The organism is Agromyces mariniharenae, from assembly GCF_008122505.1.
GTDB classification, from domain to species: domain Bacteria; phylum Actinomycetota; class Actinomycetes; order Actinomycetales; family Microbacteriaceae; genus Agromyces; species Agromyces mariniharenae.
Genome location: NZ_VSSB01000001.1, coordinates 1,659,974 through 1,677,298 on the forward strand (window position 1 = coordinate 1,659,974; position 17,325 = coordinate 1,677,298).

The window sequence follows — 17,325 nt, forward strand, 5'->3', positions numbered from 1 at the left end:
TGCTGGTCACGAACCGCAGGCGGCGCCGGGAGGGGGCGACATGCGCGACGAGGACGGCATCGACCGGCCGCGCCCGCCGGCGCGCGTCATCGTCGTCGTGGTGCTCACCTACATCGCGGGCATCCTCGACATCATCGCCGGGATCCTGCTGATCCTGCTGCGCTACGACGACGTCGTGCAGGCCGACGGCGAGGCCTACTCGGTCACGCTGTGGGGTGCCGCGATGATCCTGCTCGGCCTGCTCACGATCGCGATGGCGTCGGGTCTCACGCGCGGCCGCAACTCGGCGCGCATCTTCGTCACCGTGCTGATGTCGATCTCGCTGGTGCTCTCGATCGTCGACGTCGTGATCAGCCCCACGGATGCCTCGAGCTGGTGGTCGCTCGGCATCGGCGGCCTGTTCTCGGCGCTCGTCATCCTGGCGCTGTGGGCGGGGCGGTCGGCGGAGTTCTTCCGGCGTTCGCGAGCGCTTCCTGCTGCTTGATCGCCGCGACGAGCGCGGGCGCCGGCACATACTCCATACGCGCCACGGCCCGTCGGTGCACGAACCGCACGACCTCGACGCCGAGGATCGCGATGCCCGACGATGCGATCACGAGCAGCGTGGTCGTGAGCGACGGGTCGTCGAACTGCAGGAAGTCGTTGATGAACGGGATCGCGTAGACGAGCACGAGGCCGACCATCATGGCGCCGATGATGAGGATCTTCCAGCCGTCGATCGGCCGCGAGAGCACGATGAGCACCCAGAGGCCGACGATCGCGAGGATCAGCGTCGAGCCGGTGCGCAGCTCCGTCACGGGAATGCCGGCGTCGGTCGCCATCTGGCTGTACAGCGCGAGCGTGAGCGCGATGACGGCTCCCGCGGGCAGCGCGAAGCCCAGCGACCGGCGCAGGAACCCGGGGATGTAGCGACGTGTGTTCGGCATGAGGGCGAGGAAGAAGGCCGGGATGCCGATCGTGAGCCCGTCGACGACCGAGAGCTGGCGCGGCAGGAACGGGAACGGCAGCAGCATGACGCCGAAGAGCAACGCGAGCCCCGTGGCATACGCGGTCTTCGTGAGGAACAGCATCGAGACGCGCTCGATGTTCGCGATGACCTGGCGCCCCTCGGCCACGACGCCCGGCAGCCGCGAGAAGCGCCCGTCGAGCAGCACGAGCCGGGCGACCGCCTTCGTCGCCGCAGACCCCGACTCCATCGCGATGCCGATGTCGGCCTCCTTGATGGCGAGCGCGTCGTTCACGCCGTCGCCCGTCATCGCCACGGTGTGCCCGCGCTGCTGCAGCGCCAGCACGATGTCCTTCTTCTGCGACGGGGTGACCCGGCCGAACACCTTGTGCAGTTCGAGCACCTCGCCGAGCTCGTCGAGGTCGGCCGGCAGGTCGCGCGCGTCGAAGCCCTGCGGCGCGTCGACGCCCACCTCGCGGGCGATGGCGGCGACGGTCTGCGGGTTGTCGCCCGAGATGATGCGCACGGCGACACCCTGCTCGGCGAAGAACTCGAGCGTCTCCTTCGCGTCGGGTCGCACCGACTCGCGGAACGTGAGCAGGGACACGGGCGTCAGCGCGCCGGGGAGGCGCTCGGCGTCGGCACGCTCCTCGGTGAGCTCCTCGGGGCTGTGCGCGAGCACGAGCGTGCGCCGGCCGGTCGCGGCGAGGTCGGCCGCCCGCGTGCGGAGGTCCGCGCGCCCCGCGGCATCCGTGCTCGTGTCGTCACCGGATGCCGCGAACACCATCTCGGGGCCGCCGAGCACCCACGTGCCCCGGCCCGGGAACCCGACGGCACTCCACTTCCGCGCCGACGAGAAGGCGATGCGGGCGCCCGGGTCGAGCACGCGCTGCACCGGATACGGCTCGACGAGGCACCGCGCGGTGGCGTTCGCCTCGGGCTCGGCGCCGTACCAGGCGAGCACGTCGGTCCAGCCGTCGGGCGGCGCGTCGGCGAGCGCATGGGACGCGTCGAACACGATGTCGCCCTCGGTGAGCGTGCCGGTCTTGTCGAGGCAGATCAGGTCGACGCGGGCGAGCCCCTCGACGGCGGGCAGCTCCTGCACGAGCACCTTGCGGTTCGCGAGCTTCACGGCGCCGACCGCGAACGCGATGCTCGTCATGAGCACGAGCCCGAGCGGCACCATCGCGACGATCGCGGCGATCGTGCCGACCGCGGCATCCTGCCAGTCGTCCTGCTCGATCGCCTCGACCCAGCCGCCCGCCACGATCATCTGCGCGTTGAGCACGAGCAGGAAGACCGGCCCGATGATCCACGCGACCCAGCGCAGCACCTTGTTGATGGAGTTGCGCAGCTCGGATGCCACGAGCGAGAACTGCTTGGCCTCGCTCGAGAGCCGGTTCGCGAACGAATCGGCGCCGACCTTGTCGACGACCGCGGTGCCGCCTCCGCCGATCACGATCGACCCCGACAGCACGGCCTCGCCGGGCTGCTTGTCGACGGCGTCGGACTCGCCCGTGAGCATGGACTCGTCGAGCTGCAGGCGCTCGGAGGTCGCGACCGCGGCATCCGCCGGCACCTGGTCGCCGGCGCGCAGCACGATGAGGTCGCCGAGCACGACGTCGGCGATCGCGATCTCGGCCTCGCCCCCGTCGCGCACCACCCGCGCGCTCGGTGCGTGCAGCAGCGCGAGCTTGTCGAGCGAGCGCTTGGCGCGGAACTCCTGCACCGACCCGATGATCGTGTTCGCGATGGCGCTGAACCCGAAGAGCGCGTCCTGCCAACGGCCGATGAGCAGCAGCACCATGAAGCACGCCAGCACGATGCCGTTGAACAGCGTGAACACGTTGGCGCGGATGATGCTCCACGCGCTGCGGCTCGTGGGGCTCTCGAACGCGTTGGTCTCGCCGCGCGCGACGCGCTCCGCGACCTCCGCGGAGCTCAGGCCCGTTGCACTCGCGACGATCGCCCCCACGCAGTCATCCCACCACACCGGGCGGCCCGAGCGACAGGTTCGGCGCGCGCGGCGCCGGTGGCGGCATCCGGCCCGCGGCGTTATCGTGGCGGCGCATTCGACGCGAGGGGAAGTGGTCCGATGGTGCTCGTACACGAGCGAGCGGATGCCGCGACCGACGACGTGGGCTGGAACGAGTCCATCGAGGGCGAGACGATCGGCTCGCAGGTGTCGCTCATCATGGTGTACTCGACCCGGGAGGGCGCGGGACCGCGGCTGCACCGGCATCCGTACACCGAGACGTTCGTCGTGCGGCACGGCCGCGCGCTGTTCACGGTCGGCGACGAGCGGCTCGAGGCGGTCGGCGGGCAGGTGCTCGTGGTGCCCGCGTTCACGCCGCACAAGTTCGCCGTCATGGGCTCCGACCCGTTCGTCTCGACGAACATCCACGCGAACCCGACGTTCGAGACGGAGTGGCTGGAGTAGTCTGCCCCGGCCGGTGCGGGCGGCTGCGCCGTCACCGGAGTACCCTGTGCCTCAGTTCCCCCTGACGACGGAGACGGGAGGGGATCATGGCCGGGAAGACCCTGCGGTGCCGGCTGGGCATCCACAAGTGGGTGGCCGATCATGAACCCGAGACGGGCGAGGGCTACCTTCGGTGCGCGCGTTGCGGAAAGGAGCAGTCTCCCCGGGGCCCGTCGGTGCCGGGCGTCGCCGGCTGACGGCGCACGCGCGTCGGGTCCCGCCACCAGAATGGACGGGTGACCGACCACGTCCTCATCGCCGGCCCCGCCTCCTGGAACCGCATCGTCGAGCTCGACCGCCTGCCCGAGCCCGTGCCGCACATGCAGTTCGCGCTCGGCGACTGGGAGACGATCGGCGGCACGTCGGCCGGCAAGGCGCTCAGCCTGGCGTCACTCGGGCGGCTCGTCACGCTGCACGCCCTCCTCGGCGGCGACGTCGAGGGCGACCGCGTGCGCGACGCACTGACGGCGGCGGGCGTCGACCTGCTCGTCGGCGACGGCGTCACGACGGAGCGGCACCTCAACCTCATGACGCGCGACGGCGGCCGCGTCTCGCTCTACCTCGCGACGCCGCAGCCCCGCGACGAGCCCCCCTCCCCCGAGGCGATCGCCGCGATGTCGGATGCCGCGGCGATCGTGCTCGACCTCGCACCCCTGTCGGTCGATCTCATCCCCGCCGCGCGCGCTGCCGGCCGCCCGATCTGGACCGACATCCACGACTACGACGGCACCGCGGAGTTCCACCGCCCGTTCATCGAGTCGGCCGACGCGATCTTCATGAACGCCGACGGGCTCGGCGGCGACCCGCTCCCCTTCATGGAACGGTGCATCGCCGGTGGCGCCTCGCTCGTGGTCTGCACGCTGGGCGCCGAGGGCGCCGTCGCGGTCGACGCGCGGATGCAGCGGCACCGCGTCCTGGCGGAGCCGGTCGAGGTGCTCGACACCAACGGCGCGGGCGACGCGTTCATGGCGGGCGTGCTCGACGCGACGCTCGCGGGCGCCGACGTGCCCGACGCGTTGCGGGCGGGCGCCCGGCACGCGGCATCCGTGCTCACGACGCGGCACCTGCACCCGAGCCTGGACGCCGTGCTCGGCTGAACCACTCGTCCGAGGGGTCCGATGGCCCGTTCGGCTGGCTCACCGCCGCCGGCGGCCGACGACCACCACCGTCCGCTCGGGCCGACGGTCCGAGCGCATCCAACAGTCCTCGCGATCGTTCGACCTGAGAACCTCGGGCACTTAGGCACTTGGGCACTAGGGCACTTGGGGCACTTGGGCACTAGGGCACTAGGGCACTAGGGCACCGAGTGTTCCAGAACTTCGGAACTTCGGAACTTCGGAACTTCGGAACTTCGGCACTTCGTTTCCGAGAGACGACCCGATCACCTGCGCCGATGCCCCACGCGGACCGATGCGTGCCGACGCCCCTACCGCGCGAGTTCGCGCGCGACCGCCTCGCGCAATGCGGGCGCGACCTCGGCCGCGAAGCGCTCGATCGTCGAGGCGTCGTCGCTCGCGAGGATGAACGTCGCGATGCCGTCGTCGATCGCGTACGGCAGGAGGTCCTCGACCCACTCCGCAGGCGGTCCGTCGAGGAATCCGGTGCCGTCGGCGGAGAAGCGTCCGCCGACGTTGAGCAGGCGCCTGATCTCGCGCGGGTCGCGTCCGGCGTCGGCCGCGGCCTCGTCGATTCGGGCGTTGCCCTCGGCGAGCGCGCCGGGCTCGAGCCGGGCGAGCGACGGCACCCAGCCGTCGCCCTTGCGGCCGGTCAGGCGCAGCATCCGCGGCTTCACGGCGCCGATCCAGATCGGGATGTCGTGCGCCGGAGCGGGTCCGCGCTTCGCGCCGCTGACGTGGTGGTAGGCGCCGTCCACCTCGAAACGGGTCCGATCCGCGGGATCCCAGATGCCGCGGATGATGTCGATCGCCTCCGAGAGCGCGTCGACGGCCTGCCCGGGCGAGAGCCGACGACCGCCCATCGCCTCGATCGCGTCCCAGAAGGCGCCGGCGCCGAGGGCGAGCTCGAATCGACCGCCCGAGAGCAGGTCGAGGCTCGCGGTCGCCCGGGCGAGCACGGCGGGCTGGCGCAGCGGCTGGTTCGCGACGTTCGCCGCGAGGTGCACCCGCTCGGTCCGCGCCGCGACCCACGCGAGCAGGGTCGACGTGTCGTGGAACCGCGGCTGGTACGGGTGGTCCTGGAACGTCACGAGGTCGAAGCCCGAGGCCTCGGCGAGCAGGGCGAGCCGCACCGCGAAGTCGGGCGGGTCGTTCCGCGGCGTGACGAAGGTGCCGAACTGCAACTCGTGGCCGTAGTGCATCGTGCTCCGATCGACGAACGCCTTGGACATAATCCATCGTGCTGCAGCAACTGCCGTGAGCGCACCCGATGACACCGATCCGGTGCGAGCGCGGCGACCCCCGCTCGCGGTCTGGCGCCCGACCGCACGCCTCGATAGCGTCGGCAACGTGTCGACGATCGACCGCCGCACCTTCCTGCTCGCCGGGGCACTCGCCGCGGCGGGCGTCGGTCTCGCCGGATGCACGTTCCCGACCGATTGGGTGCGGCTCGAGGCATCCGCCGTCGAATCACTGCGGCGCCGGATCCGCGGCACGGTCCTCGTGTCGGGCGATGGCGGCTTCACCGAGGCCTGGATGCCGCGGAACGGGCGGTACGCCGACACCGTGCCGCAGCTCGCCGTCCGCGTCGCCGACGACCGTGACGTCGCGACGTGCCTCTCGTGGTCCGCCGAACAGGGGCTGCCGATCGCCGTGCGCGGCGGCGGCCACAGCTACGGCGGCCTCTCGACGACGAGGGGCCTCGTGATCGACCTGTCGCAGCTCTCCGACGTCGACGTGGGGTCCGATGGGCTGATGACGGTGGGCGGCGCGGCGACCAACGCCGACGTGCTCGAGGCGACAGTCGGTAGCGACTGGCTGCTCCCCGCCGGCACGTGCCTCAGCGTGTGCGTCGGAGGGCTCGCGCTCGGGGGCGGCATCGGCTACCACTCCCGCTGGGCGGGACTCACGAGCGACCACCTGCGATCGGCGCGCGTCGTCACGGCCGACGGCGAGGTCGTCGACGCGAGCGCCGACGAGCATCCCGACCTGTTCTGGGCGCTGCGTGGCGGCACGGGCGGCACCTTCGGCGTCGTCACCGAGTTCCGGTTCGACGCCGCCCGGGTGCCGCGTGACGACATCGTCTACTACCGCTTCGCGTGGACGGGCGCGGATGCCGCACTCGCCGTCCTCGTGGAACTCGATCGCATCCAGCAGTCGGCGCCGGCCGAGTTCATCGCGTCGGCGGGCGTGCAGGCCACGCCGGTCGGCGACGACGGACCCCGGGCGGCGATGGACGTCTTCGTGCGCGGCCAGTTCCTCGGATCCGAGGAGGACTTCCGGGCCATCGTGGCCCCGCTCCTCGAGGCGGCGGAACCGTCGACCACCGATGTCCGGGTGGAGCCGTTCTGGGAGGTCGCCCCCCGCTTCACCAACCCCGCATCCGAGAACCACTCGTGGGGCGACATCTCGCGGTATGCCGACGCACCCCTGCCCGAGGCGGCGCTCGCACGCGTCGTCGACCTGCTGGCGGACGCACCGAGCCGCTCGGCGACCACCAACGTGCAGTTCTGGATGATCGGGTGGGTCGGCGGGCCCGTGATCGATGCCGTCGGCCGCACCGACACCGCCTACGTCCATCGCGGGATGACGTCGTTGCTGCGGCCCACGCCGGTCTGGGCGAACCTCACGGATGCCTCGCTCGTCGCCGATCTCGAGGAGTGGACGGCCGCGGCCATCGACGTGCTCGACCCGCACACGCCCAGGGAGAGCTACCAGAACTTCCCGAATCGTGCGATCGAGGACTGGGAGGCGCAGTACTTCGCGGAGAACCTCGAGCGACTCCGCGAGGTGAAGTCGACGTGGGACCCGCGAGGCGTGTTCGCCTCCGCGCAGGGCATCACGCCGAGCGCCTGAACACGTCGGGCGTTCGGACGACGGATGCCGCGTCAGATCGCCCGGTGGTCGACGAACGACATGCGTGGCCCGCGCCGCGGGCGACCGCGCACGCCCGCCGCCTCGAGCAGGCGCACGACGCGGTAGCGGTGTCCGGCCCAGGGCGTCATCGCCTCGAGCATCTCGTCATCGGTCATGTCACGGCCCCAGAGCGCGTGGCCGACGTAGTTCGAGAGGTGGTAGTCGCCCACCGACAGCGCGTCGGCGTCGCCGAACGCGCGCTGCGCGACCTCGGCCGCAGTCCACGCGCCGACGCCGGGCATCAGGGTGAGGCGAGCTGCGGCATCCGTCGTGCTCATGCCCGCCGCCTCCTCGAGGCGTGACGCGTAGCGGGCGGCGTTCGCGATCGTGCGCGCCCGTCGCGGGTCCACGCCGGCCTTGTGCCACTCCCACGTCGGAATCGAGGCCCAGCGGGACGGCGACGGGGTCACGCGCATGCGGCGCGGCGTCGGACCGGGCGCCTCCTCGCCGAACCGCCACACGAGCGTGCGCCACGAGTCGTGCGCCTGCACCGAGATGACCTTCTGCTCGAGGATCGCGGGCACGAGCGATTCGAACACGCGGCCGGTACGCGGGATGCGCAGGCCGGGGTTGCGGCGGTGCGCGTCGTCGAGGAGGCCGATGCGGGGGGCGAACGTCGCGGGATCGTCGCGCTCCCCGAGCACGTCGGGCGCCGTCGCGACCGCCGCACGCGCTCCGGGACCCCACCCCTCGCAGCGGAGCTCGTCGGCCGCGGGCTGCGTGAAGCGCAGCGTGGCGACGCCCTCGTCGGTGCGCGTGGTGCGCCACACGGCGCCCGAGGCGTCGCGGAGGTACGTGGGGTCGGCCGGGCCACGGCGCAGCGAGCCGACGGTCTGCACCAGGTCGGTCGGATGCCGCGGGCTCCAGGTCAGCTCGTGCTCGGCGATCACGCGTCCAGTGTGCACCACCGGGCTGACAGCGGGATGCGGCATCCGCTCACCGCCCGTGAACGACGAGCACCGGGCAGTGCGCGTGCTCGGCGCACGCGGCGCTCACCGATCCGAGCAGGAGCCCGGCGAAACCGCCGTGCCCGCGGCTGCCGAGCACGAGCATCTCGGCGTGCGCCGACTCGTCGATGAGCACCTCGGCCGGTCGACCGCGGCGCGTCCGGGTCGCGAACCACTCGGGGCGCACCTCGCCGAACACCTCGTCGGCGGCCCGGCCCACGATGCGCTCGGCGTCGTCCTCGGGGGTCCAGTCGAGCTGCGGGTAGTAGCCGCCGTAGATGAACGACGGGTAGTTCCACACGGCGAGCGCCCGGACGCGCAGGTCGAGTCGCGGGGCGAGTCCGGCCGCGTAGCGGAGCGCTGCGATCGAGGACTCCGAGCCGTCGACCCCGACGATCATCGCCGGCGGTCCGGGCTCGGGCTCGGGGTGCGGGTCGGGCGGATGCGCGTCCCGAAGGCTCTCGGGCATGTCCGCATCCTCCTCGCGGCGCGGGCCCGCCGCAAGGGTCGCTCGCGGGCCCTCCGCAAGGGTCGCCGGCCAGCCGCCGCAGGGGTCGCCGGGCGGAACCGCGAGCGCCGGCGCTCGATGCATACCCCCGCCGACCCGCGCCCCGCAAGGGCCTCGACGCCGGGTCGGGAGGAGACCTACGGTCGACGCATCCCGAGCGTGAGGAGTCCCATGTCCGATCCGGAGATCACCCCCACCGAGCCCGACGGCCCGGGCGAGAACCCCGACGACGGCACCGGCGACGGTGCCGACCGCGATCGGCCGGACGGCAACGACATCCGACTGCCCGAGGAGCAGGAAGCCGGCGACGAGACGGTGGCCGCCGACACCGCGTCGGGCGGAGCGCCCGAACCCGCGGGAGACGACGCCGGCCGCTGACGGCCGCCTGAGCAGACGGATGCCCCGACGACCGCTGCGCGCGGCATCCGCGTAGGCTCGCTGCATGCGCTTCGGAACGCTCGACTTCGTGCCGGCCCTCGCACGCCCCGACCTGCTCGCCGCACCGACCGCCGAGTTCCTCGCCGCCACCGACGCCGAGTCGACGGCGGATGCCGCGGGCGCCCTCGTCGCCGAGATCGACCCGGGCCTCGCCGACACCGCCGCCTTCTGCGAGCACTACGAGATCTCCATGGCCGACGGGGCCAACTGCGTCGTCGTGCAGGCCCGCCGCGGCGAGCGCACCTGGCATGCGGCGTGCCTCGTGCGGGGCTCCGACCGCGCCGACGTGAACGGCGTGGTGCGCCGCCACTTGGACGCGCGCAAGCTCTCGTTCGCCTCGATGGACGACGCCGTCGCCCTGACGGGCATGGAGTACGGCGGGATCACGCCCGTCGGGCTGCCTGCCGATTGGCCGATCCTCATCGACGAGTCGGTGGCGACGCACGAGCGACTGATCATCGGCAGCGGCATCCGCGGCTCGAAGCTGCTCGTGCCGGGGTCGTTCCTCGCGGCGCTGCCGAACGCCGAGGTGCTCGCGCTGGCGCAGGGCGCCTAGCTCCGCGCTCGACGGGTACCCCGTGTCGGCGGGCGGGTGCAGACTGGCAGCATGTGCGGACGCTTCGCGAACGACGCCAAGGTCGACGAGATGATCCAGGAGTTCGTCGCCGAGGGCGGCGACTACCGCGACTGGAGGCCCTCGTACTCGATCGCACCTACGCAGGTCGTGCCGATCGTGCGCGAGCGAAAGAACTCCGACACGGGCGAGGTCACCCGCTCGGTCGACGCCGCGGTGTGGAACTTCCACCCGTCGTTCATGAAGGACTCGAAGCGGCCGCAGTTCAACACGCGCATCGAGACGGTCGCCACCAACGGGCTGTGGAAGGGCGCCTTCGCCTCCTCGCGCTGCCTCGTGCCGATGCGGGGCTACTACGAGTGGACGGGTGAGCCGGGAAGCAAGCAGGCCTGGTTCCTGCACGGCGAGGCGCCGCTGCTCGCCGCGGCCGGCATCTACACCGCGCGCAAGGTCGACGACGAGTGGGAGGTCTCGATGTCGATCATCACGCGCGAGGCGAAGGATGCCTCGGGCGAGATCCACGACCGCATGCCCGTGTTCCTCGAGCGCGACGTGTGGGACGAGTACCTCGCGCCCGTCAAGCTCGACGACTCCGGCAAGGAGCAGATGGTCGCGCTGCTCACGGGCGAGTCCGACAAGGTCGCCTCGTCGATCACGAGCTACGAGGTCGACCGGAAGGTCAACAACTCGCGCACCGCGAACCCCGACGACGCGACGCTCATCGAGCCGCTCGGCTGAGGGGGCTGCGCCGTTGCCGCGGCGCGCGTCGTGCCCGAGCGCGTCGCGCTCAGTCCCCGCGCGCGTCGAGCCGCAGCGTGAGCGGATGCACCTTCTCGCCGACGACCGTCGCGACGATGCGCGGGCTGCTGATGGGGTCGTACTTCGCGTGGTACGCCGCATCGATCGCCTCGGGATCGGCGCCCGAGGCATCCGCGAAGTCGACCTCGCGCTCGACGCCGCCCGCCGTGATGCGCCCGCGACCGCGACGCCGCGCGTTGACGAACCAGGGGTTGTCGGGCCCGTACGCGCTGCGCACGAAGAGGTCGTCGCCGACGCGCACGACCCAGATGATGATCGGCCTGCTGAAGCTGCCGTCTCGGCGGCGGGAGGAGACGCGCAGCTCCTCCGCTCCCGCGATGCGGTCGAGCTCGTCGCTCGTCCAGGTGCTCATGGCTCGATCCTGACACCCGGGCCCGAGATCGGCGACCCCTTGCGCCGATGTCCCCATGGAGCCGTCATCGGAGGCCTCCTTCGGCGCGGTGATGCGACACGTCCTCGACCGCGTCGCGCAATCGCTCGAGCGCGGGCAGGGCGGCGTCGAGCGCGCGACGGTCGTCGTCGCTCAGCCGACCGAGCACCTCGGCGAGCACGGCGGCGCTGGCCCGGTCGAACCGCGCGAGGAGGTCGAGGGCTCGATCGGATGCCGCGACGACGACCCTGCGACGATCGTCGGTGGCGCCCCGCCGGGTCACGAGCTTCGCGCGCTCCATGTCCCGCAGCAGGTTGCTGATCGTCGGGCGGCTGAGGCCCAGCTCGTCGGCGAGCTCGCCCGGCGAGGACTCGCGCCCGGCGGGCAGCGCCCGGAGCAGCTCGACCTGCGCGTCGGGGATCTCGGGCAGGTGCTCCGACGACCGGGCGACCCGGAGCAGCGAACGACGCAGCGGCGAGATGAGGCTGCCGAGCCTGGCGGCGGTATCCGGCATCCGTCACACCCCCTGCGGCGACGTGGCCGGCACGCTCAGCGACGACCGCTCGTTGAGGCGCGCCGGGTCGAAGCCGGCGGCCACCTTGTAGTCGCGGGCGATGCGCTCGAGCTCAGCCTGCGGGATCACGTCGTGGACGTCGGCGAAGCCGCCCGGCGCGCGCTCGTAGGCGAGCTGCATGACCTGCTCGGGGCCGAGACGCCGGGTCATCTCGAGCAGGCGCGCCGTGGCCGGTCGACGCTCGTCCTCGTACGCGGCGAGCGCGCCCTCGATCGTCGGCTCCGTCGCCAGCCGATGCGCGAGGGTGCGGGCATCGAGGATCGCCTGCGACGCGCCGTTCGAGCCGTTCGGGTACATCGCGTGCGCAGCGTCGCCGAGGAGCACCGTGCGGACGAACGTCCACCGCGGGATCGGGTCGCGGTCGACCATCGGGTATTCGAGGATGCGCTCCGCCGACCCGATGACCGACGGCACGTCGAGCCAGTCGAACCTCCAGTGGGCGAACAGGTCGACGATCGGCGCGGGGTCGACCGGGCGGTTCCAGTCGGACTGGGCCTCAGCGCCCTCGGGCGCGCGTCGCTCGGCGATGAAGTTGACCCGCGACAGGCCGGCCGGGGCATCCGGTGCCGCCAGGGGGTACGCGACGAACTTCTGCTCGCCGTCGCCGGCCATGATCATCGTGCGGCCGTCGAGGTAGGCGGGCACGATCGCCGTGCCGCGCCAGAGGACCAGCCCGTTCCAGACGGGGCCGTGCTCGTCGGGATGATGCTGCCGGCGGATCGCGGAGTGGATGCCGTCGGCCGCGACGATCACGTCGGCCTCCATCGAGGTGATCGCACCGGATGCGTCGGCGAAGCGCGCCACGTCGGCGCCGCCGTCGCCCGCGCCGTGGTCGACCGCGGTCAGCCGCAGGCCCTGCCGCACGGTGCCGGCGCCGAGCCGCCGCTCCACCTCCTCGACGAGCAGCAGCTGGAACTCGCCGCGATGCACCGACAGCTGCGGCCAGCGGTAGCCGGCCTCGAGGCCGCGCGGCTCGCTCCAGATCGGCTGGCCGTGGCGGTTGAAGTACGCGAGCCGCGCGGGTGCGACGCCGATGCGCGCCACCTGCTCCCCCAGGCCGAGCTCGGTGAGCTCGCGCACCGCATGCGGCAACAGGTTGATGCCGACGCCGAGGGGCCGCAGCTCGCGCACCCGCTCGACGACCCGGATGCCGCGGTGCCCGGCCGCGTGCAGGCTCAGCGCGGCGACGAGTCCGCCGATCCCGGCTCCGACGATGACGATGCGCACGAGGGGCCTCCTTGCTCCGTGGTGTGAACAGTTTTGCCACAAAAGCATCGAGCGTGTCAAGCGAGCGGATGCCGCGGCCGGACGGCGCGATTCAGTCGCGCCCGGCGAGGAACTCGAGCGCGGCCGTGCGGAACACGCGCGACCCCGGCGCATTGAAGTGGTGCCGGTCGGGCAGCTCGACGAACGTGCCGTTCGGCGTGGCCGCGGCGAGCGAGCGCGAGCGCTCGAGGATCGCGTCCTCGGAGCCCGTCGCGAACAGGACGCGCTGCGCGGGCGGATTCGACGGGTCGGGGTCGGCGTCGCCGAGCCGCATGCCCTCGGCGAGCGCGATGAGCGCACGCAGGTCGTTGCCCGCGACGCGCTCGGCGAGCGTCACGTAGTTCCGGGTGACCGGGTCCTCGACGGGCGTGCCGTGCTCGGCATACGCGCGGGCCTGGTCGATCTGCAGGCGCGCGAGGGGGCGACCGTCGGGGATGCCGCCGAGCACCGCGCGCTCGACGTGATGCGGCACCTGCACGGCGACCTGCCAGCCCACGCGCGCGCCGAGCGAGTACCCGACGTAGAGCACGGTGTCGAGGAGGTAGGTGTCGAGCACCGTGACGAGGTCGCCGACCAGGGCGTCCATCGTGTACTCACCCGGGTCGTGCGGCTTGTCGCTCGCTCCGTGTCCGCGCTGGTCGACGCCCAGCACGCGGTAGCCCGCGCGCGTCAGGTCGCGCACCCAGCCCGTGTTCACCCAGTTGTCGCGGCAGCTCGACGCGAACCCGTGGACCGCGAGCACGGTCGGGGCGTCCTCCTCGCCCCAGAGGTAGGTCGCGATGCGGCGGCCGTCGCCCGACATCACGTACTGCGGCGACGGCATCTCGGTGAGGGCGGGGATCGCGTCGATCATGTCGGCCATTCTCCTCCGCCGCCGCGGCCGGCATCGTCCGGGCCGTCGCACATCGACCCGGCGACGACAACGCCCGTCGTCACTGCCGAGGCAGCACCGTCAGCACGCGCTCGATGTGCACGCGGAACTCCCGCATGAACTCGGTGAGGAATGCCTCGGTGCTCTCCTTCGCGACGCTCCCGTCGTCCCGGAACACCTCGGGCGAGAACTGGATGTAGGCCTCGGGCGCGGTCATCTGCCGCGCGTTGCAGAAGCTCAGCACGGCGCGCAGGCTCTGCTGCGCGACAGCCGTGCCGATCGAGCCGACGGATGCCCCGATGACGGCCGCCGGGATGTGGTCGAACGAGTTCTGGCCCCACGGGCGTGACGCCCAGTCGATGGCATTCTTCAGGGCTCCCGGGATCGACCGGTTGTACTCGGGCGTGACGAACAGCACGGCGTCCGAGCGTCCGATCGCCTCCTTCAGCTCCATGGCCTCGGGCGGGTAGTCGTCGTCGTAGTCCTGGCTGTAGAGCGGCAGGCTGCCGATCGGGATCTCGGTGAACTCGAGGTCGGGCGGCGCCAGGTTGATGAGCGCCTTCGACAGCACGCGGTTGATCGAGGTCGACGACAGGCTCCCGACGAAGTAGCCGACGCGGTAGGTGGGCATGATCTCTCCTCACTCTCCGTCGCCACGCTACGGAGCGTGCCGACGAAGCAGCAGAGGGTTGCGGATGCCGTGACGACGACGCTCACCGAGCGGGACGCGGCATCCGGCGGGTTCGTCGCGGCATGCGCCCGCCGGATCGACTACGACTCGACCGTGATCTCGGCGGGCGGCGGCGGCACCCGATGCCCGATCGCCGTCTCGAGGAGCCGGCGGAGCTCGGGGCGCGCCACGTCGTCGAGCGTCGCGAGCCGCACGTTGCGGATCTTTGCGCCGGTGCCCTGCAGCAGCCCAGCCGGGTCGTCGAGCTCGACGCCGTACGGGAACGCCATCGCGACGTGCCGGTCGTAGGGCAGGATCCACGCGAAGTGGTCGGTCATCTTGCGGGGACCCGTGCCGTAGCCCGCGCTGCGCTGCGTCGGCCAGACGACCTCGACCGTCTGCGGCAACACGTCGAGGATCAGGCGGCGCGCAGCGAGCGCGACCTCGACGACCGCCTCTGGGCGGCCCTCGAGGATGCCGCGGAACTCGGCGTCCGTCGTCGTGACGATCCCCTCGGCCATGGCCCCAGTGTGACAGGCGCGCCCGACGTTCGGAATCTTCCAAAGAAACACTTGCAAATAAAACTTTGCAGAGGTACCTTTGCATCATGAGCGAGCACGACGAGACCCCGAAGCTGCACGAGGCGATGCTCGATGCGGCGGCCCTGAGGGCGCTCGCCCACCCGCTCCGCATCCGCATCCTCGACGAGCTCTCGGCCTACGGGCCGCTCACGGCGACCGGCTTGGCCGACCGGTTGGGCGAATCGAGCGGAGCGACCAGCTATCACCTCCGGCAGCTCGAGAAGCACGACCTCGTGCGCGAGGTGAAGGGGCGCGGCACCGCACGCGAGCGCTGGTGGGAACGTCGGCCCGGCGGCATCGCCACCCCCGACGCCCGCGTCTTCGCAGCCGGCAGCGCCGAGCGCCTGGCGACCCAGCTCATCACCAACGAGTGGGAGCGCGGGCGCCAGCAGAACTACCACGAGTTCCTCGTCGAGGGGGAGGGCGCCTTCGGTCCCGAATGGATCGACGCCGCGACGAGCGACACGGTGAACCTCCGCCTCACGCCCGACGAGCTCCGCGCCGTCGCGCGCGACGTCGAGGTCGTCGTGCAGGGCTACATCGACCGATTCCGCGGCAACCCCTCGCCGGGCGCACGCCCGGTGCAGCTGCACCTCAACGCGTTCCCGCTCGTGCGGGGCGCGGCCACCGAAGACGACGCACGAACCGAAGACGCACGAACCGAACACGACGCACGAACGGAGGACCCGTCATGAGCGCCACTCTCACCCGACCCGCCTCCCCCGCCACGGGGATCGCCGCCGCCGCCATCCGCGCCGGCCGAGCCCTCGAGGCCTGGGGCCGAGCCCACGCCCTGCGCCGACGCGCGCAGCACCTCGAGGCGGTCCGCCTCGCCGCCGAGGCATCCGAGGCCCGTCACCGCCGCGACGCGCTCATCGCGTCGACCACGCACGCCCCGCTCATCTGATGCGCATCGCGGTCGCGGGCACGCACGCGAGCGGCAAGAGCACGCTCGTCGCCGACTTCCTGGCGGCGCATCGAGAGTACGAGCACGAGCCCGAGCCCTACGAGTGGCTCGACGAGGACCTCGAGGCGCCCGATGCGGGCAGCTTCTTCCGCCAACTGCAGCTCGCGGTGCGGAGTTCCGGCGAACACGGTCCGGGCGAGCGAGCGATCGCCGAGCGATCGCCGCTCGACTTCCTCGCCTATCTCATGGCGCTCGACGAGCTCGACCGTGGTGGCCGATCGGCCGATCTCACCGCGCGCGCCGAGCCGCTGGCGGCGGCGGGCATGCGCTGCATCGACCTGCTCGTCGTGCTCCCCCTCGGCTCGGGCTCCGATCGCATCGACGTCGACGGGTCCGAGGACCCGGCGCTTCGCGAGGCGATGAACGACGTCCTGCTCGAGCTCGTCCACGACACCGGTCTCGTCGGCGAGCACGCCGCCGTCGTGGAGATCTCGGGCACCCCGGTGCAGCGGCTCGCGGCGCTCGAGGCGGCCCTTGCGGCATCCGTCGCGCCCGACGACGTCAGGCGCGGATGAGCTGCACCCCGGCCGCAGCGAGCGCCGCCATCGCCGGGCCGTCGTCGGCGTCGGTCACGACGCCGCTCACGGCCGCCAGCGGCAGCACCTCGAACGCGGATGCCGCGCCGATCTTCTCGGAGCTCGCGAGCACGTAGGTGTCACCGGCCCGCGCCGCGATCGCGCGCTTCAGCGCGGCCTCGTCGCGATCGCCGGTCGTGAGTCCCGCCTCGGCGTGCACGCCGGTGACGCCGAGCAGGAACAGGTCGACCCGCAGGCGGGAGACGGCCTCGAGCGCCGTCGCGCCCGAGGCGACCATCGAGTGCCGGAACAGCCGGCCGCCGATGATCTCCACGTCGATGTCGGGGTGGCCGGCGAGCGCCACCGCGATCGTGGGGCTGTGCGTCACGATCGTCGCCCGCAGGTCGCGCGGCAGCGCATCGACCACGGCGAGCGCGGTCGTTCCGCCGTCGAGGGCGACCACCGATCCCGGCGTGACGAGGGCCGCAGCGGATGCCGCGACGTGACGCTTGCCCCCGGGCGCGACCGAGGTGCGCGCGGCGTAGTCGGCCACGGCGGGCGACACGGGGAGCGCGCCGCCGTAGACGCGCTGCACGAGTCCCGCGGAGGCGAGCTCGCGCAGGTCGCGGCGGATCATGTCCTCGGTGACGCCCAGCTCGCCCGCGATCTCGCGCGCGACGAGCCGTCCGTCGCGACGGAGTCGTTCGAGCAGCAGATCCCGGCGTTGCGCAGTCAGCACACGGTTCTCCTTGTTTTTGCGCGTTTATCC

The 17,325-nt window shown here is 72.2% G+C and carries 21 protein-coding genes; 10 read left to right on the forward strand and 11 right to left on the reverse strand.

The features are described from left to right. The first annotated feature begins 40 nt into the window (after positions 1–40). Complete coding sequence (locus tag FYC51_RS07550; protein ID WP_148732984.1) at positions 41–484, forward strand: DUF7144 family membrane protein; 444 nt, start codon at positions 41–43, stop codon at positions 482–484. Here the strand turns inward: FYC51_RS07550 and FYC51_RS07555 are convergent. After that, positions 414–2,921 (reverse strand): HAD-IC family P-type ATPase, encoded by a 2,508-nt coding sequence (locus FYC51_RS07555; RefSeq protein ID WP_187432658.1) that lies wholly within the window; start codon positions 2,919–2,921, stop codon positions 414–416. The genes FYC51_RS07550 and FYC51_RS07555 overlap by 71 nt on opposite strands. A gap of 120 nt (positions 2,922–3,041) precedes the next feature. Between FYC51_RS07555 and FYC51_RS07560 the strand changes: the two genes are divergently transcribed. Further along, complete coding sequence (locus FYC51_RS07560; protein ID WP_148732986.1) at positions 3,042–3,386, forward strand: cupin domain-containing protein; 345 nt, start codon at positions 3,042–3,044, stop codon at positions 3,384–3,386. Positions 3,387–3,661: 275 nt separating this feature from the next. After that, on the forward strand, positions 3,662–4,522 hold the full coding sequence (locus tag FYC51_RS07565; RefSeq protein ID WP_238476257.1) for a carbohydrate kinase family protein: 861 nt from the start codon (positions 3,662–3,664) through the stop codon (positions 4,520–4,522). 329 nt (positions 4,523–4,851) lie between these two features. On the opposite strand, the gene FYC51_RS07570 is transcribed toward FYC51_RS07565, so the two are convergent. Then, positions 4,852–5,772, reverse strand: a complete 921-nt coding sequence (locus tag FYC51_RS07570) for an LLM class flavin-dependent oxidoreductase (RefSeq protein WP_338014682.1) — start codon at positions 5,770–5,772, stop codon at positions 4,852–4,854. Between the two features lie 118 nt (positions 5,773–5,890). Here FYC51_RS07570 and FYC51_RS07575 point away from each other — a divergent pair, with 118 nt between their 5' ends. Beyond that, positions 5,891–7,396, forward strand: coding sequence for an FAD-binding oxidoreductase (locus FYC51_RS07575; RefSeq protein ID WP_148732987.1), 1,506 nt, complete (start codon positions 5,891–5,893; stop codon positions 7,394–7,396). A 32-nt stretch (positions 7,397–7,428) separates the two neighbouring features. Here FYC51_RS07575 and FYC51_RS07580 read toward each other — a convergent pair whose 3' ends face one another. Both FYC51_RS07580 and FYC51_RS07585 read right to left on the reverse strand, forming a co-directional pair. Further along, entirely contained in the window at positions 7,429–8,346 is a 918-nt protein-coding gene (locus FYC51_RS07580) for a DNA-3-methyladenine glycosylase family protein (protein ID WP_187432533.1), read from the reverse strand. A 46-nt stretch (positions 8,347–8,392) separates the two neighbouring features. Next, the gene (locus FYC51_RS07585) at positions 8,393–8,872 is read right to left on the reverse strand and encodes a universal stress protein (protein WP_238476258.1); all 480 of its coding nucleotides are present in this window, start codon (positions 8,870–8,872) and stop codon (positions 8,393–8,395) included. Positions 8,873–9,082: 210 nt separating this feature from the next. Here FYC51_RS07585 and FYC51_RS07590 point away from each other — a divergent pair, with 210 nt between their 5' ends. From FYC51_RS07590 to FYC51_RS07600, 3 genes are all read left to right on the forward strand, one after another. Continuing rightward, complete coding sequence (locus FYC51_RS07590; RefSeq protein WP_148732988.1) at positions 9,083–9,289, forward strand: hypothetical protein; 207 nt, start codon at positions 9,083–9,085, stop codon at positions 9,287–9,289. Positions 9,290–9,353: 64 nt separating this feature from the next. Beyond that, entirely contained in the window at positions 9,354–9,905 is a 552-nt protein-coding gene (locus FYC51_RS07595) for a YbaK/EbsC family protein (RefSeq protein WP_148732989.1), read from the forward strand. A 51-nt stretch (positions 9,906–9,956) separates the two neighbouring features. Next, complete coding sequence (locus tag FYC51_RS07600) at positions 9,957–10,661, forward strand: SOS response-associated peptidase (protein WP_148732990.1); 705 nt, start codon at positions 9,957–9,959, stop codon at positions 10,659–10,661. A gap of 49 nt (positions 10,662–10,710) precedes the next feature. On the opposite strand, the gene FYC51_RS07605 is transcribed toward FYC51_RS07600, so the two are convergent. The 6 genes from FYC51_RS07605 to FYC51_RS07630 all read right to left on the reverse strand — a co-directional run bounded on the left by FYC51_RS07605 (position 10,711) and on the right by FYC51_RS07630 (position 15,014). Next, positions 10,711–11,094 carry a DUF2255 family protein gene (locus FYC51_RS07605; protein WP_148732991.1) on the reverse strand — a complete coding sequence of 128 codons (384 nt, stop codon included), beginning with the start codon at positions 11,092–11,094 and terminating at the stop codon, positions 10,711–10,713. 64 nt (positions 11,095–11,158) lie between these two features. Further along, positions 11,159–11,626: a MarR family winged helix-turn-helix transcriptional regulator gene (locus FYC51_RS07610; protein ID WP_148732992.1), complete on the reverse strand. Its 468-nt coding sequence runs from the start codon at positions 11,624–11,626 to the stop codon at positions 11,159–11,161. Between the two features lie 3 nt (positions 11,627–11,629). Beyond that, the gene (locus FYC51_RS07615) at positions 11,630–12,913 is read right to left on the reverse strand and encodes a flavin-dependent oxidoreductase (protein WP_148732993.1); all 1,284 of its coding nucleotides are present in this window, start codon (positions 12,911–12,913) and stop codon (positions 11,630–11,632) included. Between the two features lie 91 nt (positions 12,914–13,004). After that, positions 13,005–13,805: an alpha/beta fold hydrolase gene (locus tag FYC51_RS07620; protein ID WP_148732994.1), complete on the reverse strand. Its 801-nt coding sequence runs from the start codon at positions 13,803–13,805 to the stop codon at positions 13,005–13,007. Between the two features lie 79 nt (positions 13,806–13,884). Beyond that, positions 13,885–14,454 carry an NADPH-dependent FMN reductase gene (locus FYC51_RS07625; RefSeq protein ID WP_148732995.1) on the reverse strand — a complete coding sequence of 190 codons (570 nt, stop codon included), beginning with the start codon at positions 14,452–14,454 and terminating at the stop codon, positions 13,885–13,887. A 140-nt stretch (positions 14,455–14,594) separates the two neighbouring features. Then, positions 14,595–15,014 carry a DUF1801 domain-containing protein gene (locus FYC51_RS07630; RefSeq protein ID WP_148732996.1) on the reverse strand — a complete coding sequence of 140 codons (420 nt, stop codon included), beginning with the start codon at positions 15,012–15,014 and terminating at the stop codon, positions 14,595–14,597. Positions 15,015–15,100: 86 nt separating this feature from the next. Here FYC51_RS07630 and FYC51_RS19415 point away from each other — a divergent pair, with 86 nt between their 5' ends. The 3 genes from FYC51_RS19415 to FYC51_RS07645 are packed head-to-tail and all read left to right on the forward strand — an operon-like array spanning position 15,101 to position 16,556. Further along, positions 15,101–15,769 (forward strand): winged helix-turn-helix domain-containing protein, encoded by a 669-nt coding sequence (locus FYC51_RS19415; RefSeq protein ID WP_238476259.1) that lies wholly within the window; start codon positions 15,101–15,103, stop codon positions 15,767–15,769. Then, the gene (locus FYC51_RS07640) at positions 15,766–15,981 is read left to right on the forward strand and encodes a hypothetical protein (protein ID WP_148732997.1); all 216 of its coding nucleotides are present in this window, start codon (positions 15,766–15,768) and stop codon (positions 15,979–15,981) included. Before FYC51_RS19415 ends, FYC51_RS07640 begins: the two co-directional genes overlap by 4 nt. Beyond that, the gene (locus FYC51_RS07645) at positions 15,981–16,556 is read left to right on the forward strand and encodes a DEAD/DEAH box helicase family protein (protein ID WP_148732998.1); all 576 of its coding nucleotides are present in this window, start codon (positions 15,981–15,983) and stop codon (positions 16,554–16,556) included. Before FYC51_RS07640 ends, FYC51_RS07645 begins: the two co-directional genes overlap by 1 nt. Here the strand turns inward: FYC51_RS07645 and FYC51_RS07650 are convergent. Then, the gene (locus FYC51_RS07650) at positions 16,543–17,295 is read right to left on the reverse strand and encodes a DeoR/GlpR family DNA-binding transcription regulator (protein ID WP_148732999.1); all 753 of its coding nucleotides are present in this window, start codon (positions 17,293–17,295) and stop codon (positions 16,543–16,545) included. The two genes, FYC51_RS07645 and FYC51_RS07650, sit on opposite strands and share 14 nt — an antisense overlap. Positions 17,296–17,325: the final 30 nt, after the last annotated feature.

Coding starts and splice junctions, on each gene's coding strand:
- FYC51_RS07620 (WP_148732994.1), bottom strand. CDS start 13,805: ATGATCGACGCGATCCCCGCCCTCACCGAGATGCCGTCGCCGCAGTAC.
- FYC51_RS19415 (WP_238476259.1), top strand. CDS start 15,101: ATGAGCGAGCACGACGAGACCCCGAAGCTGCACGAGGCGATGCTCGAT.
- FYC51_RS07610 (WP_148732992.1), bottom strand. CDS start 11,626: ATGCCGGATACCGCCGCCAGGCTCGGCAGCCTCATCTCGCCGCTGCGT.
- FYC51_RS07595 (WP_148732989.1), top strand. CDS start 9,354: ATGCGCTTCGGAACGCTCGACTTCGTGCCGGCCCTCGCACGCCCCGAC.
- FYC51_RS07630 (WP_148732996.1), bottom strand. CDS start 15,014: ATGGCCGAGGGGATCGTCACGACGACGGACGCCGAGTTCCGCGGCATC.
- FYC51_RS07590 (WP_148732988.1), top strand. CDS start 9,083: ATGTCCGATCCGGAGATCACCCCCACCGAGCCCGACGGCCCGGGCGAG.
- FYC51_RS07600 (WP_148732990.1), top strand. CDS start 9,957: ATGTGCGGACGCTTCGCGAACGACGCCAAGGTCGACGAGATGATCCAG.
- FYC51_RS07585 (WP_238476258.1), bottom strand. CDS start 8,872: ATGCCCGAGAGCCTTCGGGACGCGCATCCGCCCGACCCGCACCCCGAG.
- FYC51_RS07560 (WP_148732986.1), top strand. CDS start 3,042: ATGGTGCTCGTACACGAGCGAGCGGATGCCGCGACCGACGACGTGGGC.
- FYC51_RS07550 (WP_148732984.1), top strand. CDS start 41: ATGCGCGACGAGGACGGCATCGACCGGCCGCGCCCGCCGGCGCGCGTC.
- FYC51_RS07645 (WP_148732998.1), top strand. CDS start 15,981: ATGCGCATCGCGGTCGCGGGCACGCACGCGAGCGGCAAGAGCACGCTC.
- FYC51_RS07570 (WP_338014682.1), bottom strand. CDS start 5,772: ATGTCCAAGGCGTTCGTCGATCGGAGCACGATGCACTACGGCCACGAG.
- FYC51_RS07625 (WP_148732995.1), bottom strand. CDS start 14,454: ATGCCCACCTACCGCGTCGGCTACTTCGTCGGGAGCCTGTCGTCGACC.
- FYC51_RS07605 (WP_148732991.1), bottom strand. CDS start 11,094: ATGAGCACCTGGACGAGCGACGAGCTCGACCGCATCGCGGGAGCGGAG.
- FYC51_RS07640 (WP_148732997.1), top strand. CDS start 15,766: ATGAGCGCCACTCTCACCCGACCCGCCTCCCCCGCCACGGGGATCGCC.